Origin of the sequence: Massilia hydrophila (assembly GCF_020208145.1) — a bacterium.
In the GTDB taxonomy this organism is placed as follows: domain Bacteria; phylum Pseudomonadota; class Gammaproteobacteria; order Burkholderiales; family Burkholderiaceae_D; genus Telluria; species Telluria hydrophila.
On record NZ_JAHYBX010000001.1, the window covers coordinates 1,334,385 to 1,353,734 of the forward strand.

10 protein-coding genes are annotated in these 19,350 nt (G+C 64.4%); 6 read left to right on the plus strand and 4 right to left on the minus strand.

The window, feature by feature from the left end; genetic code table 11:
* Positions 1-24: 24 nt before the first annotated feature.
* Positions 25-2,400 (minus strand): TonB-dependent siderophore receptor, encoded by a 2,376-nt coding sequence (locus LE190_RS06105; protein ID WP_225237840.1) that lies wholly within the window; start codon positions 2,398-2,400, stop codon positions 25-27.
* Between the two features lie 167 nt (positions 2,401-2,567).
* Between LE190_RS06105 and LE190_RS06110 the strand changes: the two genes are divergently transcribed.
* Positions 2,568-4,046, plus strand: a complete 1,479-nt coding sequence (locus tag LE190_RS06110; RefSeq protein WP_225237841.1) for an aminotransferase-like domain-containing protein — start codon at positions 2,568-2,570, stop codon at positions 4,044-4,046.
* A gap of 19 nt (positions 4,047-4,065) precedes the next feature.
* Here the strand turns inward: LE190_RS06110 and LE190_RS06115 are convergent, their stop codons facing one another.
* Positions 4,066-5,328 (minus strand): MFS transporter, encoded by a 1,263-nt coding sequence (locus tag LE190_RS06115; protein WP_225237842.1) that lies wholly within the window; start codon positions 5,326-5,328, stop codon positions 4,066-4,068.
* Positions 5,325-7,337, minus strand: a complete 2,013-nt coding sequence (locus tag LE190_RS06120; protein WP_225237843.1) for a M3 family metallopeptidase — start codon at positions 7,335-7,337, stop codon at positions 5,325-5,327. Before LE190_RS06120 ends, LE190_RS06115 begins: the two co-directional genes overlap by 4 nt.
* A gap of 237 nt (positions 7,338-7,574) precedes the next feature.
* Between LE190_RS06120 and LE190_RS06125 the strand changes: the two genes are divergently transcribed.
* The 5 genes from LE190_RS06125 to LE190_RS06145 all read left to right on the plus strand — a co-directional run bounded on the left by LE190_RS06125 (position 7,575) and on the right by LE190_RS06145 (position 17,575).
* A complete protein-coding gene (locus LE190_RS06125) occupies positions 7,575-9,092 on the plus strand; it encodes a leucyl aminopeptidase (protein ID WP_225237844.1) in 1,518 nt (505 codons plus the stop codon).
* Positions 9,093-9,118: 26 nt separating this feature from the next.
* Entirely contained in the window at positions 9,119-10,096 is a 978-nt protein-coding gene (gene trxB, locus LE190_RS06130; RefSeq protein WP_225237845.1) for a thioredoxin-disulfide reductase, read from the plus strand.
* A 48-nt stretch (positions 10,097-10,144) separates the two neighbouring features.
* A complete protein-coding gene (locus LE190_RS06135) occupies positions 10,145-12,103 on the plus strand; it encodes an aminotransferase class V-fold PLP-dependent enzyme (protein ID WP_225237846.1) in 1,959 nt (652 codons plus the stop codon).
* A gap of 1,416 nt (positions 12,104-13,519) precedes the next feature.
* Entirely contained in the window at positions 13,520-16,330 is a 2,811-nt protein-coding gene (locus tag LE190_RS06140; RefSeq protein WP_225237847.1) for a PAS domain S-box protein, read from the plus strand.
* A gap of 183 nt (positions 16,331-16,513) precedes the next feature.
* Positions 16,514-17,575: a hypothetical protein gene (locus LE190_RS06145; RefSeq protein ID WP_225237848.1), complete on the plus strand. Its 1,062-nt coding sequence runs from the start codon at positions 16,514-16,516 to the stop codon at positions 17,573-17,575.
* Between the two features lie 4 nt (positions 17,576-17,579).
* Here LE190_RS06145 and sbcB read toward each other — a convergent pair whose 3' ends face one another.
* Complete coding sequence (gene sbcB, locus LE190_RS06150) at positions 17,580-19,181, minus strand: exodeoxyribonuclease I (RefSeq protein WP_225237849.1); 1,602 nt, start codon at positions 19,179-19,181, stop codon at positions 17,580-17,582.
* Between the last annotated feature and the right edge of the window lie 169 nt (positions 19,182-19,350).

Consider the following 19,350-nt stretch of genomic DNA (forward strand, 5'->3'; position numbering starts at 1 on the left):
CGTTCTTTCGTCTAGCAGAGGCTGTTACTTGAAACTGCGCTTCACCGTCAGCATGAACGCGCGGCCCGCATTGACCGGGATGAAGCTGTTGCTGACCGTGGTCGAGTACAAGGTCCGGTCGAACAGGTTCGTGATCCCGAAGGTGAGCGCCCAGGGGTCGCTGCTGTAGCGCAGGCTGGTGTCGACCTGGGCCTGGCCGGGAAGGTGGAACTGTACGCGCGGGTCCCGCGATCCGAGTGAGCGGCTGCTGGCGCTGACGCCTAGGCCGGCGCTGAAACCTTTCAGCGCAGCGGACTGGAAGTCGTACAGCGCCCACAGGCTCATCTTGTGCTTGGGCCGCCCCGCGAACACGGCGGTACTGCTGCCGACGTCCTCGATCCTGGTGTAGGTGTAATTGAACACCGCCTCCAGGCCAGGGGCAAGGCGTCCTTGGGCGTCGATTTCGGCGCCCCGCGTGCGTTGGGCGTCGCGCACGTTGTAGCAGTTACCGGGCTGGAAGTAGACGAGGCTGTTCGATTGCTGCATCGAGAACAGGCTGGTCGTCAGTGCGAAGCGGCTGTCGAGCAGGTCGAACTTCGCGCCGACTTCACGGTTGCGGGTCTCGTTCGGCGGCACGACGCCGCCGCCGCATTGCAGGAAGTTCTGCGGATCGAAGCCTTGCGCATAGCTGGCGTACAGGGCGGTCTGGTCGGTAAGCTGGTACACGATGCCGGCGCCGGGCGTAGTCGAATAGGTGATCTCGGCAGGCGCGCTGTATACGAATTTGTCCGGGTAGAAGGTGTATGCCGAGTCTTTCACCGTATAGCGGTTACGCCGCCAGTTCAGCAGCAGGTTCCATTTCTCGTAAGAGATCAGGTCCTGGATGTAGGCTGCTTTCTGGTTCTGCCCGTCGCGTCCATCAACCACGAGAGAGGTGGCCCCTTGCCGCAAGTCCTGGAAGACATAGGGCGTCGCCGCATAGACGGGGACACTCAGATCGGGCCCTGATAGTTGGGTCTGGGAAAAGTCGAGGTCGGTATGGTTGTAGCCGATGGAGAGCTTGTGCCGCACCGGGCCGGTGCGCAAGCCCAGGCGCAGATAGTGGTCTCCGCTCGTCGTCGAGTCGTTCCGGAAGCTTCGCGATCCGTAAAAGGTCATGTCGGCCCGCGGCGCATTCGGCGCCGCTCCCGCCGCATAGCTGAAGCCGTTTGGCGAGAGCGCGTGAACATCGAAATTGTCGCGCGCATGCTGGAGGCGGCTGACCAGGACGGCATTCTCGGTGAGCTGTTGTTCCAACTGGTAGTGCACGCGACGGTTACGGAAATCGAAGCCGTCCGCCGGATGGCCCAGCACGCGCTCGGGAGGGGGCAGGATGCTGCCGTCGCGCAGCGCGAAGGTGTAGCGCATGAGCGGAGTATGGCCCTTGGTGTACTCGGCGCCGAGGGTGAAGTCGGTACGGCGGTCTTTCCAGCGGAAGGCCTGCATGAACGACCGGTGTTCGCGGCCATCGAAACCGGCGTCGCTGTCTTCTGCATCGGAAACGCTGGCGATCGTCCGGTAGGTGAGGCGCTTGTCCTCGCTGAGCGGGCCCGACAGGTCCAATGCCACCGTCTTGTCCTGGCGGCTGCCATATTGCAGGGTCAGGTCGCGAATCGGCTCCGCCTGTGGCTTCTTGACCACGATATTCACCCCGCCTCCGATCGAGTCGCCGCCCGACAGGATCGCTTGCGGTCCTTTCAGCACTTCGATCCGCTCCACAGTATAAACACTGCGCGTGGTGGCATGCGGGTCGCTGACGCCGTTCGAGGTCGACGAAGCGGTGAAGCCGCGGATCTCGAAGTTGGCGATGCCCTGTGGGTTCTGGTTGAAGGATACACCGCTGACGTTGCGCAAGGCCTCGGTCACATCGGTGACCTGCTGGGTTTCCAGTACCTTGCCGGTGATCAGCGTGATAGAACCGGGGGTGAGGTGGAGGCTGCTCCCGCTGCGCGTCGCCGTGTCGGAGCGACTGGCCTTGAAACTGGTTTCCGCTTCGTCGCGTTTCGCCGTGACCACCACTTGCCGCGCAGTGACCGAGAGGACGCCGGCGCCATCCTCGTTCATGATGTAGCCGGTGCCGGACAGGGCCTGCGCCACGGCTGCGCCGGCGCTCAAGTTGCCCCGCACGGCACCGGCCTGGGCCGCCGCCAGCGCCGCACGGTCAAATGCGATTCTCTGGCCGCTGGTCTGCTGGATCGCATCCAGGGTCTGCACCAGCGGGCCAGGCTTCAGTTCGTACAGGTGGACCGGTACGGAAGTGCCTGCGGACGCCGTCTCCTGAGCGCACGCAGTCGAAACCGTCCCGCTCAGTGCGAATACACTGGCCAGGGCGGCAGGGAGCAGCAACATACGGGGGGCGAAACTCGAATCCTTGCGAAACATGGTAGACGCCTTCTGATTTTGTGGTTGGTGCTAGGTAATATAGATAATAAATTTCTGTCATACTAGCGTCATATCGATACAGTCATGCCGGATATTTACCGGTCTGTACTTGTTGATTCATCAGTACGGAATTAACGCCAGCCACCTTTTCAGAGCAGGAGCGCCGCATGCCCCGGGGACGTCCGAGCCACCATCCCGTTATCACATTGAACAAGCAGGCACTCGATCAGGTGGCGAGCCCGCATGATCGCCTGTCCCTGGTCGACCGCATCTTCGACATGGTGGTCGCCCAGATCCGCGCCGGCAAGCTGGCGGCGGGGCAGCGCCTGCATTCGGTGCGGCAACTGTCCGACGCCTGTGAAGTCAGCCGCGACACCGTCGCGCGCGCCTACGACAAGCTGGTGGCGCACGGCCACCTGGAGTCGCGGCCCGGATCGGGCTTCTTCGTCAAGCTCAAGGGACGTCCCGCGCGGGGCGTCACCGAAAGTGCGAGCTCGCAGCCCTTGCCCGAGTGGTGGCGCTTCCGCCTGGTGCAGCCTGCCGTCGGCCTGGAGAGCGGCACCGGGCTGGGTTCCCTGCCGCCGGAGTGGCTGGACGAGGAGGGGCTGGGCAAGGCATTGCGTGCGGTGGCGCGTGCCAGTGTACGCAACCTGATCGGCTACAACGATGTGCAGGGCTATCTGCCGCTGCGCCAGCAGCTGCAGGCCAAGCTGCGCGACGTCCAGATCGACGCGCCGGTGTCGCGCATCATGGTGACCTCGGGTGCGACCCACGCCATCCAGCTGATCGTCCAGTCGATGCTGCGCACGGTCGGCGAGCCTGTCCTGGTCGAAGATCCGGGACCCTTCCTATTGCGCGACCGCCTGATGGCTTCCGGCCTGGAGCTGCTTACCGTTCCGCGCGACGCCGACGGCCCCAACCTGGAAGCGCTGCGCGCATACTGCATCCAGCATCGTCCGCGCTTCTTCTTCTGCAGCTCAGTGCTGCACAGCCCGACATCGGGCCATATTTCTCCCCACAAGGCCTTCCAGATCCTCCGCCTTGCCGAGGAATTCGACCTCACGATCGTGGAAGACGACAGCTACTCCGACCTCCTGCCGCCCGCGGACGCCACCGCGGTCACGCGCATGGCCAGCCTTGATCAGCTGAACCGCGTCATCTACGTCGGCAGCTTTTCGAAGACCATCGCGCCCGGCATGCGCGTTGGGTATGTCTGCGCCAACGCCAAGGTCATCGAGTGGCTGCAGGTTTACCGGACCGTCGGCGACATCGCGGGAACCTCGGTGAACGAGCGCGTGGTCTACCAGTTGCTCTCGCAGGGAGGCTACCGGCACCATTGCGCCCAGCTGCGCAGCCGGCTCGACGAATGCCGCCAGCCCGTCATCGATCAGCTGGGAGCAATGGGCTGTACCTTCGAGCAGCGGCCGAACGCCGGCATGTACGTCTGGGCGACGCTGCCCGGGCAGGTGAACGCCATGGCCCTCGCGGATGCCTTGTTCAAGGACGGGCATCTGATGGCGCCGGGCGAACTGTTTTCGCGCACGAACGGATACGAGTCCAAGATGCGTTTCAATGTCAGCCGCACCCAGGGCAGTCCGGCACTGCCCGCGATGGGGCGCCTGCTGGAAGCGCGCAGGAAGGCCTGAGCCGGACGGCGCGGATCGCCTAGCGCATGCCCGCGATGGGCGATCTGCGCAGCAGCCAGACCAGCAGGACACTGATTCCCCCGACGCCCAGCAAGGTGGGCCGCATGCCGAGCAGCTCGGCACAGAACCCGGCCGCCAGCGCGCCGACCGGAGACAGGGCCACGGTCATGAAGCGCATGGTGGCAGTCACGCGGCCGAGGAAATGGCTGGGTGTGATGTTCTGGCGCAGCGCCAGGTAGGGAATGAACATCAGCATCAGGCCGTAGTCGCGCAGCATCAGGAGCAGGGCATAGGCGAAGGCGCTGGCGCCGGCGCTGCCGCCGAGCCGCGCGGGAAGGAAGGCCGTCAGCAGGAAGCACGCCGCGGTCGCGCCGAAGCCGGCCAGCATCGTCGCGCCGGTGCCGTAGCGCCGGGTCAGGCGCGTGGCGGTCAGGGCGCTGGCCAGGATGCCCGCGCCGCCCGCCGCCTCCACCAGGCCCAGCATCCCGGGCGACAGGCCCAGGGTGCGCGTGGAAAACACGATGCTCAGCGCCGCATACCCGCTGAACAGCAGGTTCCAGGTCCCGATGCCCCAGGCAAGCGGAAACAGGACGGGGTGGCGCCAGATAAACACCAGCCCCTTGCGCATTTCGCGCACCGGATGGCGCTTGCTGGCCGCGGGACGCGGGTCGGGAAAGCGGATCGTGCGCATGACCGTGATCGACATCGCCAGCCCGGCCGTCGTGACCAGGATGGCAAACGGGGCGGTGAGCAGCTGGATCAGGGGGCCGGCCAAGCCTGGCCCGAGCAGGCGCGCGACCGAATCCGTGCTGGCGAAGCGCGCCTGGGCCGCCAGCACCCCGTCGCGGCCGACGATATTCGTCAGCAGCACCTGCTCGGCGCTTCCGCCGAGCACGAAGCCGAAGCCGATCGTGAAGGCGACGGCATACAGCCAGGGCATCGAAAGCTGGCCCATCCAGTAAGCCGCCGGTACGCTCAGTAGAGCGATCATCGAGCTCAGCTTGCAGCCCAGGAGGGCGGGGCGCTTGCGGTTGCGGTCCAGCCATACCCCGGCGGGCAGGCCGAACAGGACGAAGGGCAGCGACTGCATCGCCACCAGGATGCCCATCTGGGCCGGCGTCGCGCCCAGCAGCAGGGCGGCGCAGAGCGGCATCGCCATGCCGCTGATCTGGGTGGAGAAGTTGTTCAGGGCGCCGCTCAGCCAGTAGCGGCGGAAGTCCGGATTCTTGAGCAGCGGGTCGGTGCCGACCCAGCGCCCGACGTTCAGCAGCAATGGTGTCATCGAGTAGGGACGGCGCGCTGGCGCAGCAGGGCGTCCTGGCTGGCGGCGCGGCCGCGGAAGGCTTGAAAACTGTCGGCGGCGGGACGGCTGCCGCCCACTTCCAGCACCGTTTCGCGGAACCGGTCCCAGCTTGGCTGGTGCAGGATGCCGGCTTCCTCGAACACGCTCCAGGCGTCCGTGGACAGGACTTCGGCCCACAGGTAGCTGTAGTAGCCGGCCGCGTAGCCGCCGGCGAAGATGTGAGTGAACCCGTTGGCGAAGCGGTTGTAGGCCGGCACCGGCATCGGTGCGACCTCGCTGCGGATGCTTTCCAGCAGGGCGAGGATGTCGTTTTCGGCGCCCGGAACCGCATGCAGGCGCATGTCGAACAGCGCCATCTCGATCTGGCGCAGCAGCGCCACGCCACCCATGAAGTTCTTCGCCGCCAGCATCCTGTCGAACAGGGCGCGCGGCAGCTTGCTGCCGTCGTCGGCATGTCCGCTCAAGGGCTCGAGTACGTCCCATTCCCAGGCCAGATTCTCCATGAGCTGGCTCGGCAGCTCGATGGCGTCCCACTCGACGCCGGAAAATCCGGACACCCCCAGCTCCTCGGCGGTCGACAGCAGGAAATGCAGCTTGTGGCCGAATTCATGGAACAGGGTCACCAGGTTGTCATGGCCGAGCAAGGCCTGTCCGCGTTCGTCCGGCGGTGCGAAGTTGCATACAACGCAGGCGAGCGCGGTGCGCAGGCGCTCATCGCTGCGCCAGCGCGGCTGCAGGCCGTTCACCCATGCGCCGCTGCGCTTGCCCGGACGCGCATACAGGTCAAGATAGAACACGCCCAGTTCCTGCCCCTCGCGCCACACGCGGTAGGCGTGGACGCTGTCATGCCCGACGGGCAGCTCGGTGCGTTCGATACGGATACCGAACAGGCCCTGTACCAGCCGCAGCAAACCATCCAGCACCCGGCCGACGCTGAAGTAGCGCTTGAGCTCGTCCTCGCTGAAGGCATAGCGGTCCTGGCGCAGGCGCTCGCTCACGAAACTCAGATCCCATGCCTCCAGCGTGGCGAGCCGGAGCTCGCCGCGGGCGAAGCTGCGCAGCTGCTCCATTTCGCGGGCAGCGGCCGGCTGCGCCGCCTTGGCCAGGTCCTGCAGGAAGCCGATGACCTGTTCCGGGTCCTGCGCCATTTTCGGCGCCAGGGAGACATGGGCGTGGCTGTCCATGCCCAGCAGGCGGGCGCGTTCCTGGCGCAGCGCGATCAATTCCTTCATCAGCGGCAGGTTGTCGAGTTCCGGTGGACCGAACTCGCTGGCACGCGTGGTGAACGCGTGGTACAGCTTTTCGCGCAGCGCCCGGTTCGACGCGTGGCGCATGACCGGGGCGTAGACCGCCTGCTGCAGCCCCAGCTTGCAGCCCTCGCGGCCTTCCGCCCGGGCTGCGGTGCGCGCCGCATCGAAGACATCGGCGGGAACGCCGTCCATCTCGCTCTCGTGGACGTAGCAGGCGTAGCGGTCGGTGGCGTCGAGCAGGTTGGTGGCGAAACGCTGGGACAGCACGGCGCAGCGATCCTGGATGGCGGCGAAGCGCTGCTTGTCCGCGCCCTGCAGCTCGACCCCGGACAGTTGCGCAGCCTGCAGCGCCAGCGCGAGCGCCCTGCGGCGCGGCGGCGACAGATCGGCACCGGCCGCGATGGCGCGCCGCTTCCAGTACAGGTCCTGGTCCGCGCCCAGCGCGGTGTAGAAGGCCGTGACCTGCGGCAGGCAGGCCTGGTAGCTCTTGCGCAGGGCGGGGGTATCGGCCACGGCCTGCAGCTGCGCCACCACGCTCCAGGCGACATTCAGCGCTTCCAGCTGCGGATCGAGCGCTGCCGACAGCGCCTCGTAGCATGCCGGAACGGCCGCGCCGGCCGCGCGCGCGCGCGCAGCCTGGGCGCGGGCGATCAGGGACTGGATGGCCGCTTCGATCGAAGCGGGATCGATGGCAGGAAAGTCGGGAGGGCTGTCGAGAGCGGGGAGGGGATGGGTCATGGAATGCCTGGATGGAAAAAACGGCATGGTAAAGCGGATTCTTCTTTGCGATCGGTACGGAAACCGAGGTTTTCGGGCCACTGTATCGAGTGCCGCTGCCAGACGGATCGCAGGGAATGCGCACGCAAAACCGTACTGCCGATTCGAGCCGCACAGGCCGACGGAATTGTGTGCTGGCGTACGGCCAGCGACAGGCCGCAACGCACTAGCATGCGGGCTTCACCTATGGAGGCATCATTGAACATCACACTGAACCCGGCCTGTGGTCCGGAGCGGGAACAAGCATTGGCGCGGGCCGAGGCGGACTGCATCGTGGTCGGTATCCATGAAGGCGGCGTCCTGACGGCGCAGGCCCGGGCCCTGGACGCTGCGGGCGCCGTCCGCCACGCCCTCGCGTCGGGCGACATCAGCGGCAAGCCCGGCACCACGCTCATGCTGCGCCAGCCTGCCGGCACGGCGGCGCAGCGCGTGCTTCTCGTCGGTCTCGGCAATGGCCCGGCGCTCACCGAGGCAGCGTTCAAGCAGGGCGTGCGCGAAGCGCTGGCCTGCCTGTCGCGCATCGGTGCACACGATGCGATCCTGGCCTTGCCCCTGGAGCAGGTCGAAGGCCGTGACATCCACTGGGTCGTGCGCCACCTCGCGCAAGCCGCGCACGACCAGGCCTACCGGCCCGACAGCCTGAAGAGCGAGAAGGAAGCGCGGCCGGCCGGCGTGCGCGAACTGGTATTGCCGGTGGCGCCGCTGGACGCCCTCATGCGGACGCTGGCCCAGGCGCAGGCGATGGCGCGGGGGAGCGTGTACGCACGCGAACTGGGGGACCTGCCCCCGAATATCTGCACTCCCGCCTATCTGGCCGAGTGCGCCGGCAAGCTCGCCCGCGAGTTCGGTTTCGGGCTGGACGTCCTGGGTCCGGTGGAGATGGCGGAGCTGAAGATGCGCAGCTATCTCGCCGTCGCCTCCGGCAGCGCCCAGCCGCCCGCGATGGCCGTGCTGCAGCACCGTGGCGGGAACAGTGGCGATGCGCCCATCGTCCTGGTCGGCAAGGGCCTGACCTTCGACTCGGGCGGCATCTCGATCAAGCCCGGCGCATCGATGGATGAAATGAAGTACGACATGTGCGGCGCTGCGGCGGTGCTGGGCGTGTTCCGCGCCATCGGCGAACTGAAGCTGCCGCTGAACGTCGTCGGCATCGTCGCCGCCTGCGAGAACATGCCCTCCGGGAGCGCGGTCAGGCCGGGCGACATCCTGAGCTCGATGAGCGGCCTGAGCATCGAAGTGCTGAACACCGACGCCGAGGGGCGCCTGGTGCTGTGCGACGCGCTGAGCTATGCCGCGCGCTTCGAGCCGCGGGTGCTGATCGACATCGCGACCCTGACCGGGGCCTGCGTCGTGGCCCTGGGGCAGCACAACAGCGGCCTGTTTACCCGCATGGACGAGGCCCACGACGCGCTGGCCGCCGAGCTGCTGGAGGCGGGCCGCGCTACCGGCGACCATGCCTGGCGCATGCCGCTGGACGAGGCCTATGGCGAGCAGCTCAAGTCCAACTTCGCCGATCTCGCCAACATCGGCAGCCCGGGCGGCGGCGCCGTCACGGCGGCTGCCTTCCTCGAACGCTTCACCCGAGGCCAGCTCTGGGCCCACCTGGACATTGCCGGGACCGCCTGGCGCACCGGCAAGGAAAAAGGCGCGACCGGCCGCCCGGTTCCCCTGCTGATGCACTATCTCTGCAAGCGCGCCGCCTTGCAGTTCGCATGAACCAGGCAAGAGAAAGAGGCAAGACGATGGGAAATACGACGAAACATGCCCGGCTGCTGATCCTGGGCTCCGGCCCGGCCGGCTACAGCGCCGCGGTGTACGCCGCGCGCGCCAACCTGCAACCCGTGCTGGTCACCGGCATGGAGACCGGCGGGCAGCTGATGACCACCACCGACGTCGAGAACTGGCCGGGGGATCCGCTCGGCGTGCAGGGGCCCGAGCTGATGCAACGCATGCAGCAGCACGCGCTGCGCTTCGGCACCGAGATCGTGGTGGACCACATCCATACCGCGAAACTCGATGAGACGCCTTACCGCCTGATCGGCGAATCCGGCACCTATACCTGCGATGCACTGGTCATCGCCACCGGCGCCTCGGCCCAGTATCTGGGCCTGCCGTCCGAGCAGGCCTACCTGGGACGCGGCGTGTCGGCATGCGCCACCTGCGACGGCTTCTTCTACCGTGGCCAGGACGTGGCCGTCATCGGCGGAGGCAACACGGCGGTCGAGGAAGCGCTCTACCTGAGCCAGATCGCGCGCCTGGTGACGCTGGTCCACCGCCGCGACAGCTTCCGTGCCGAGCCGATCCTGGTCGACCGCCTGCATGCCAAGGTTGCGGAAGGCAAGGTGCGGTTGGTGCTCGACAGCCAGTTGCACGAGGTCCACGGCGACGAGGCGGGCGTCACCGGCGTCAGCTTGCGCTCGCATGCCGGCGAACTAACGCCGCTGCAGGTGCGGGGCGTGTTCGTGGCGATCGGACACAAGCCGCAGACCGCGCTGTTCGCGGGCCAGCTGGAGATGGTGGCGGGCTACCTGAAGACCCGTTCCGGCAGCGAAGGCATGGCCACCATGACCTCGAAGCCGGGGGTGTTCGCCGCGGGCGACGTGCAGGATTCGGTCTACCGCCAGGCGATCACCAGTGCGGCTTCCGGTTGCATGGCCGCGCTCGACGCCCAGCGCTTTCTCGAAACCTTCGCACCTTGCCCCGAGCTGCTGGCCGGATGAGCGTCCCGGTGCGCCTGGCCCGGTCTTTTCACAAGCTTTCCAATTCCGATGAATACTGATCTTTACTTTGATAGCAATGCAACGACGCCCGTCCTACCGGCGGCCGCGGATGCCCTCATGGACGCCCTGAACACGAACTTCGGCAATCCCAGCAGCTCGCATTCGGTCGGGCTGCGGGCGAGGGCGGTGCTCGACGATGTGCGCAGCCGGGCCAGCCGGTTGCTGGGCGTCGGCGATGGCAAGCTGATGTTCAACAGCGGCGCGACCGAAGGCATCCAGACCGCCGTGTTGTCGGCGCTGTGTTCGATCAGGGAGAAGCGCGAACACGGGCTTCCGGCAGAGAGCCTGCTGCTATACGGCGCCACCGAGCACAAGGCGGTGCCCGAAAGCCTGGCCCATTGGAACCGGGTGCTTGGCTTGGACCTTGAACTGCGCAGCATCCCGGTCGACCAGCATGGCAGGCACGATCTCGCGGCACTGGCCCGCATGGCGCCAGACGCGGCCCTGGTCTGTACGATGGCCGCCAATAATGAGACCGGCGTGATCTCGGATATCAAGGGCATCGGCGCAGTACTCGAGCACAGCCCGGCACTGTGGCTGGTGGACTGCGTTCAGGCATTGGGCAAGCTGCCGGTCGACCTGGCGCGGACCCGGATCGACTACGCGCCGTTCTCCGGGCACAAGCTGTACGCGCCGAAGGGTACGGGCATGCTGTATGTGCGCGCGGGAGCACCCTATACGCCCTTGATGATGGGAGGCGGGCAGGAGGACGGCTTGCGTTCCGGCACCGAGAACCTGCCCGGCATCGCCGCGCTCGGGGCCGTCCTGGCCGAGCTGGAAAACGGGACGGCCTTCCGCACCCGCGCCGAGCTAACCGAAATGCGCAATATGGTGGTGGCTGCACTGTCGTACAGCTTGCCTGGCATCGCGTTTAATACGCCCTTCGACAAATCGCTGTCCACGACCGTGAACTTTTCCGTTCCCGGGCTGGCCAGCGGGCAAGTGCTGGACGTGTTCGATGCGGCGGGCATCCATGTCTCCGCCGGCAGCGCCTGTTCCGCAGCGAAAGGCCTGGGGTCCTATGTTCTCCAGTCGATGGGGCTGCCTGAATGGCAATGCGAGAACGCTGTGCGCCTGTCGCTCGGGCCGGCGACGGAATTCGATACGATCAATGCCGTATGCAAGCGGATCATTCATGCCGGAGCAGCACTGCGGGAGTGTGGTCTGGTGGCCGGCACATCTAGCGAGCGTCTAGATGGCATCAAGCTCGTGAGCGCTGGAGACACGCATTGCTGGCTTCTGCTCGACTCCGACACCGGAGCAGCAGTGGTGATCGATCCTCGGGCCGAGTCGCATGCCCAGGTCGAGGCCATCCTGAAGCGTCATCAGCATACGCTCGTGGCGGAACTGTCGACTACCGATGCGGACAGCTGGCCTTTCGATGGCGACACCGTGGTACTGGGCCAGTGGCAGGTCAAGCGGCTCCTTGTCGGGATTGCAGCTATTTGCTACCTCGTTGAAGGCAGGGATAAGCAAACCACGCTGGCCTTCACCGGCAGCCTCCGCGTACCGGACCTGAAAGGTATTCTTCCTGATCATGTCGTGGTGTGCGGTCAAGACGGCGAAATCGAGGCGATGTCAATCGCTGCGCCTGTACCGGTGAGCCATGGCGCTACAGAGATGCACCTTGACGCCCGCGGGCTGCGGCAGCTGATGCGCGAATATCCCGGTACGATGCTGGTGGACGTGCGTGAGTCATGCGAGCATCGCGCTTCAGACCGTGAGGGCTTGATGGGCCAAGCCATTAACCTGCCCTTATCGCAACTGGTGAATGCGCTGCCGTCCTGGCTGACGCAAGAGGATCCGCCGCCAATCGTTTTCGTCTGCCGGAGTGGTCGCCGCAGCGATCGCGCGGCGCGCTGCCTGCGCAGACTTGGTTACGGAGAGGCCTACCATGTTGCGGGTGGACTGGCTATGGAGGGACAGGACCTTCATTCGCGAACTTGAAATGCACGCTACTTCCTCGACCGTTTTGCGTCCGGCCAGCAGCTCACGCGCAAGAACGGTGCGTGCCCCTCCGCTAGGCTCACGTATTCTAGTGGCTGGAACACGGAGCCGTCAGAGATCCGCTGAGTCGCCAGCGCGGTTGTCAAGGGCAGCGCCATCAGCACGAATAAACGCGGGGCCGTCAGATCCCTATATCGCCGTTTGGTGTCTGGCAGCAGGCGTAGGGAACACGCAAGTTAGGCATCAAGCATCTAGACAGGGTCCAAAGTTGCTAGCACGCTGCGGCGCTAGTACTGCTAGGGGGTGTGGCGCCCGTTTGACAGAGGGCCAGGCCATACTTGAGCAAGTTATCGCAATCGGTGCCATGCGAGTTTATGCTCAGGTCGAGCACAGGGAAAGCTCGACCATTGGCGCCAATATATATACCCTGTATGGCCAACGGCTTTCCAGCAGGTTCGGGCGCTCGGCTGCCCGTATGCGCGTGTTATCGACTTCAGACGCGCGTCAAGATCTATCCGACATTATAGGAGTAATGTCTTGCCTCAACTGTCAAATCAATAGCTGAGTGGCACGAGACCAAAGTCGAGCCAGCTCCGACGCATGGTATCGACCATGGTATCGATAAAACTCGACGTAGCAAGACGCACGTAAATTCAATCGCTTAGCTCAGCCATTGATCATCGAGTGGGAGTAAGCGGAGTCTTTAATTAACTAGCTTTGAAGTGAAAACCGACGGGCCGTTGATCATTCATACGAATGATCAACGGCTTTTCTGTTTTTTCGGACGGGCATGTCCATGCAGTGCTAGGCGAAAGATGCAATGGTATTCAATACGGCACCGAATTTGGAACGCTAGCGCCAAAGTATGCGGATACCAGGATGCTACTCGCGATTAATCATGGTATCGGCTGATGCCACGGTTTTTGTCTCAATGCGAAAAGCGAAAAGCGCCCAATAAACAGCCGGTAACGGAGATCGCATCGAACGCTCGGAAGCGCTCTTGAGGACTCCACCCAGCAGGCAGCATAGCGCACGGTCCACCGTAAGGCAGATGGTTACGGCACAACCGTCTCTCGAACCATTGGTTGCGGCTTTGGATAAACATGGCTCCATGCTAGTCAAGGCGCGCCTTCTTTGTCCCACGGCATCGAATGACGATCCAAGGTCCTCGGAGCACGCGTTGTTAACGCAAAATATAGAAGGTGAGCTGAATTGCATCTAATCGTTTCATTCACGCAACAAAGACGTGGCTTCTTCAGAGCAAGAATTTGATTTGTCAGCAGCAGTCGCAAGGCCTGTATCGCACCGTGATATCCTGCCGCGCTGCCATATTTTCTCTAGAGAATCATGTTTTCGATACTGCGTCGCTCGCGTATATCGCTTGCGCCTTCGCTTGCCGTCCTGGTTGGACTGGCAATGTTGGTTCTGACCCTGCTGACGCTCCAGCTCGTCATTGACACCCTGACGCGGCAAGTCGAGGTCGACATCAGCCGCGATCTTGCAGAGCTTGCCTTTCAGACGACCGACAAGCTCGACCGTGGTATGTACGAGCGCTACCGAGAGGTCAAGCTGATGGCCGAGCGCTATGAAATCACCAATGCCCACGTGCCTGTCGACGCCAAGCGCAAGGTGTTGGAAGACATGCAGATAACCCATCCCTATTACGCATGGATCGGCCTGACCGATAACCGCGGTATCGTCAGGATATCGACCAAGCAGCTCCTCGAAGGCAAGGACGTCTCGGCCCGTCCATGGTTTTCCGCCGCCTATGAAGGCGTTCATCTCCACGACGTGCACGAGGCGGTGCTGCTGGCTAAGCTACTACCGAATCCCGGCGGCGAACCAAAACGCTTCTTCGATATCGCGTTTCCCTTTCGTAATCCGGAAGGCATCGTGATGGGTATTTTTGGTACCCACCTGAGCTGGCAATGGGCGGCCGACGTCCAGCGCTCCGTCCTGCGGCCGCTGGCGCAACGCAAGGGTGTCGACACCCTCATCCTGAGCAGGGAAGGCATCGTGCTGCTCGGCCCGGAAGCCTATGCCGGCAAGCCGCTTGCACTGGAAAGCTTCGAGATAGCCAGGAATCGGAAGAATGGCTCCCTTGTCGAAACCTGGCCCGACGGCAAGCGCTACCTCGTGGGCTACAGCCAGAGCAGCGGCCACGACAGTTATCCCGGACTGGGTTGGGTCGTACTGGTCCGCCAACCTCTCGACCAGGCCTTCATGCCGGTCGAGGAACTGCGCAGCAAGATATTGTGGACCGGGGTCGGCGCTGCCGTCGTGGTGTCATTGCTGGTATGGATGTTCTCCAGGACGATCGTGAGGCCCTTGGGAACGATTACCCGGCATGCGGATGCCTTGCGCGCCGGTATGGTCCGTGAAATCCCGCCGATACGCAGCCGCCTGACTGAAGTGCAAATTTTGCAACACGCCTTAAATGCGCTGCTTGCGAAGCTGCTCTCGAATGAGCAAGACTTGCGTGACCTGAATGCAACCCTCGAAAGGCGCGTGACGCAGCGCACGGTAGAGCTTGCCAATGCGGCGGATGAGCTGCGCAAAGGTGAGCAGCGTGTCAGGGCGATCATCGATACCGCTCTGGATGCCTTTGTCGGTGTCGATGCCGCGGGACGAATCAGCGATTGGAACCCGCGTGCGGAAGAGATTTTTGGCTGGCGCCGTGAAGAAGTCCTGGGAATGACCGTGAGCGAAACCATCATTCCGTCCCGATTCCAGCAGGCGCATGAAGCCGGCATGAAGCGCTTTTCCGTGTCGGGCAGCTCCGGCGTCATTGGCCGGCGGCTGCACCTGTTCGCATTGCGGCGCGACGGCACCGAATTTCCTGTCGAGATGACCATTGGCCTGATCAACGCCGGCGAGACGCACTTCTTCGGAACCTTTATCCAGGATATCTCGGAGAGAAAACGGATCGAAGACGCGCTCGCACGCGAGCGCGAGCTGCTCAAGGCCGTGATGCAGTCGATCGACGTAGGCGTCGTGGTGTGTTCCGGGTCGGGGGAGGTCCTCATGCTGAACCGTGCGGCGAAGGCGATCCACGCCCGGCGCGACGCTCCCCACAGCCCGGAAGACTGGGCCGGCCACTACAGCCTGTTTCTGGCCGACGGCAGCACACCCATGCCTCCAGGAGATTTGCCATTGGTGAAAGTCCTGAACGGTGACGTGGTCGACAATGCCGAACTGGTAGTCAGGCCGCCTGGCCATGAAGCGCGCCACCTGCTCGCGAGTGGCAGGCCCTTGCACGCCACGGATGGGGCCAGCATCGGTGCGGTGATCGCTTTCAAAGACGTTACCGCCATGAAAGAGTCCGCGCGGCGCCTGGAAGCCAGCGAGCGCAAGCTGCGGACGATCACCGACAACCTTCCCGTCCTGATCGGCTATATCGACAAGGATGGGCGCTATCTGTTTGCCAACGCGACCTATGAAGACTGGTTCGGCCTGAGCTCTGCCGACATCGTCGGTAAGACCGTCCGGGAAGTCATGGGCGAAGAGTTCGATGTTCACCACCAGGGTGTCATGCAGCGCAATGCCATGGGCGAGACCGTCAGCTTCGAGATGAAGATACCCGGGGCAACAGGCATCCGGATCGTCGAGGTCACGCGTATTCCGGACCATGTCGAGGGAAGCTACAGAGGAGTGTACGTGCTCGGGGCCGACGTTTCAGCCGCCAGGTTGCACGAAGAAGAGCTGAGCAGGCTGGCGCGTATCGACACGCTGACCGGCTTGCCGAACCGGCGGGCCTATCAGGAGCGCCTGGAAGCTGCCTTGCAGCGGGCGCGCAGAAGCGGGCAGGGAGTCGCCCTGATGTTCCTGGACGTCGACCATTTCAAGCAGGTCAACGACACGCTCGGCCACGCCGCGGGCGATACCGTACTCCAGGAATTCGCCCGGCGCGTCAAGGGCGCGGTACGGGTGACAGACACGGTCTGCCGGCTGGCGGGAGACGAATTTACTGTCATCCTCGAGGGTCTGAAATCGTCTGACGAGGCTGTGCTTGTCGGGGACAAGATCGTCAAGGCATTCGCCCGGCCGTTTGACATGGGCAAGACGCAGCGCAGGGTATCGACCAGTATCGGTATCGCTTTCGCTAGTGCTTTTCCAGTCGCGATCTCGGCATTGGAAGAAACAGCGGATCGGGCCCTCTATGGGGCCAAACGCGAGGGGCGCGGCCGTCACGCGCTGCTGACCCTGTGCTTGAGTGTCGGCTCTTGACCACCCTGGCATTACTCGAACGGTTGCGCACGCTCGACAAAGGCCGCCATTCTGGCCGGACTGCAGGTGCATACCGCAGCCATCCTGCCAAAGTGCAGTCCGGCAACTAGTCATCGTCGACGACGCGGTGCGTCCAGATCATGTATCGTCAACACAGATCAACGACACTGTCGACCACTGGCGATGACACCCAAACCAGGCCCGAAGCTCGACGCCACGCCTCAGCTTGGACTTCCGTTTGTCCAGCAAGGGCCCGCGCACGACCTGACTTACTACATCGGTATCTGTACCGTGTTCGCCGGCTACCACAAGCGCTGGCCGACGGCCCAGGCGACCAGGGAAGAGTTCCGCGCCGCACGCATACCAGGCTACGATGGCCGACGGCTCGCGCGCGAGGTCCGCTTCCCCGGTCCCGCACTCGCGCAAGATCCTTCCTACCAGGCATTGCAGGAGCGCTGCCGCGCCGAGGGCATCGATGACGGTGTCGGCCTGGCGATGCTCGATCCGCGCCATCGCAGCGTGCTGCAGGACAAGGACATCGCCGAGTTGTTCGAATCGCTCGCGCTGGCCGGCGACGCCGAAGCGGGCTGCGTGCGCTACGCAACGGGCACAGCTCTCCATGCGCCGGATGAACTGACGCTGCATTGCGGTGAGGCCATCCGCATGCGCGCGGTGGAAGCAGCGAGGCTCGATGCCCTCGACCCCAGGGTGTTACGGCAAATGTTTTCGATTCGCGTCCATGCGAACGATGCGTTGAAGCAGTTTATCGACCGCGTAGGACTGGCGTACCGTTCGAGCGATGGGCTGCTGGCCGATCACTACTGCCTCGAGGCCAGCGACGACGGGCGGCTGTCCATCCGGTATCAGATGGTGGAGGGAAGCCGATACGCAGGAAGGTTCGACGTCGCGCGGCAAACGGCGCGGCTGGCGGCCATGCTGGCGGCGCGGCCCGATCTCGCCAGGGCGGACGGCCGCAAGGACGCGGCGCGGGAGCGAAACGCGGCAGTGGCCGCGCCCCGCGTCGGATGCGACGAAGAACTGCTGCGTCAGCTGCGCACGCTCACGCTCGACGGCTCCAGCCTGATGCTGCCGATCCAGGCGCTGAGCCGGCTATCCGACATCATGCTCAGCGTGCAGGAGGCCGGCGGCGTGTACCGGCCGCGTCAGCAGCGATTCGACTTTCCGGACAACACCGCGGCCGCCGACGTGCTCGGGCATTTGCTGGCCCGTTACGAAGGCGCTTAGCCTGTCAGGCGCGACGCGCAATGGCGCGACGTCGCGGCGACATGGCAGCGTCGCCGGCGCCGCCAAACATGTCCGGCTGCACCGGGAGCGGAGAAACCGTTGCCAGTGCCGGTGCCGGGTCGGGCTGCGGCTGCGCAACGGTCTCGTAAGGGTCGATTTCCGCGGCGATGCCGTTCGCGTGGGCCAGCACGTCGTCCAGTAGCTGCAGGTCTCCCGGGTCGGTGAGATCGCTCGACGCCATCAGGGCACGCCGGTAGCGCACAACGTCTTCCCGCACCATGGCCACCGTGCGGCTGCCGTCAGTGCCCCTGACCAGCTTGTCGAAGCGATGTTCCTCCCATTTGTCGCGCTCCCTTGGCGACAGCGCGTCCGGAAAGTGACGCGCCTTGTAGCGCAACCACAGCGTGGTGAGCCGGGAATCGTCAAACTCCGGCCGGGCGGCGCGGAGCTCGCGTGGATCGAGAGTGCGAAGCTGGTCCAGCGTGCGGCGGTCGGTACCGCCCAGCAAGCCCGCATACAGCGCCACCTCGGCATCGGCCTCGCCGTCCAGGCTGTCACGGGCGAAGACCACCTGCAACAGCCTGTCTACGCTCACCGCCTGCAGCACGCGCGCCATCGTGGCGGCGTTTTCCATCGCCGCATCGACATCCAGCCCGAGATCAGCCGCCCGCTGGCCTGATACGACGTCGAGGTTCGCGAACACCGCGGGCGACTGGTTCGCGGCAATGCTGTCCAGCGGCAGGCGCCGGAAGCCCTCCGGCCGGTCCTTGACCCGCGTAAACAGGCGCTTGCGGGCGGTCTCCGCGTCCATATCGAGCAGCTCGCGCGGGTCGTGCGCCAGATCCCATGCGATGACTTCGTTGCGATTGGTGGGATGTGCAGCGAGGGGAAGCATGATGCGCACGCCCGCCGTCGCGGCAGCGCCGTAGCCGACATGGATGAATGGCTGACGCCGCTCCAGGTCCATCTCCTGCATCGCCAGGTTCTTGTTGCGCATTGCCAGGCAGTGCGCGTACAGGCGAGGCTGGCGTTCCATGACAAGGCGGGCCAGCGCGATCGTGGCGTACACGTCGGACAGCGCATCGTGCGCCGACTCATGCAGCAGCTGGTTTGCGCTACTTAAGCGGTCCAGGGCGAACGAGACCCTGCCATCGTCTTCGCGCGGCCATTCCATCGTGTCCGGCCGTAGTGCGTAGGTGGCGCGCACCACCATCATCACGTCCCACCGGCTGCAATCGTTTTTCCATTCGCGCTCGTACGGGTCCATCAGGTTGCGCCACAGCATAAAGCGTGTGACCTCATCGTCGAACGCGACCGAGTTGTAGCCGGCGCCGATCGTGCCGGGAGTGCCGAGTTCACGATACACGTCGCGCACGAACTGCAGCTCCGGCAGGCCCGCTTCGGCGCATGTCTGCGGTGTGATCCCGGTTGCCAGAGAGGCGCCCGGATCGAACAGATGGTCGGGCACCGGCTTGCAGTACAGCGTCGTGGACCTGCCGACGATGTCCAGGTTCATGTCGGTACGTACGCACGCAAACTGGGTCGGACGTTCGCGGGCGGGAACGAGGCCCGTGGTCTCGTAGTCAAAAAACAGCATCGAATTCATACAAGGCTTGCAGACCAGGCGCTCAATATTGCTATATAGGTGCGAGGCCCATGATTTCAAGTTGCTGTGTTGCCCAGCGGATGCCGTACGCGGCCATCGGGATTCATCCTGCCCCGCACAACATTGGCAAGGCTAGCCCAGGAAAAGGGCGACCCCAGCAGGATGACGC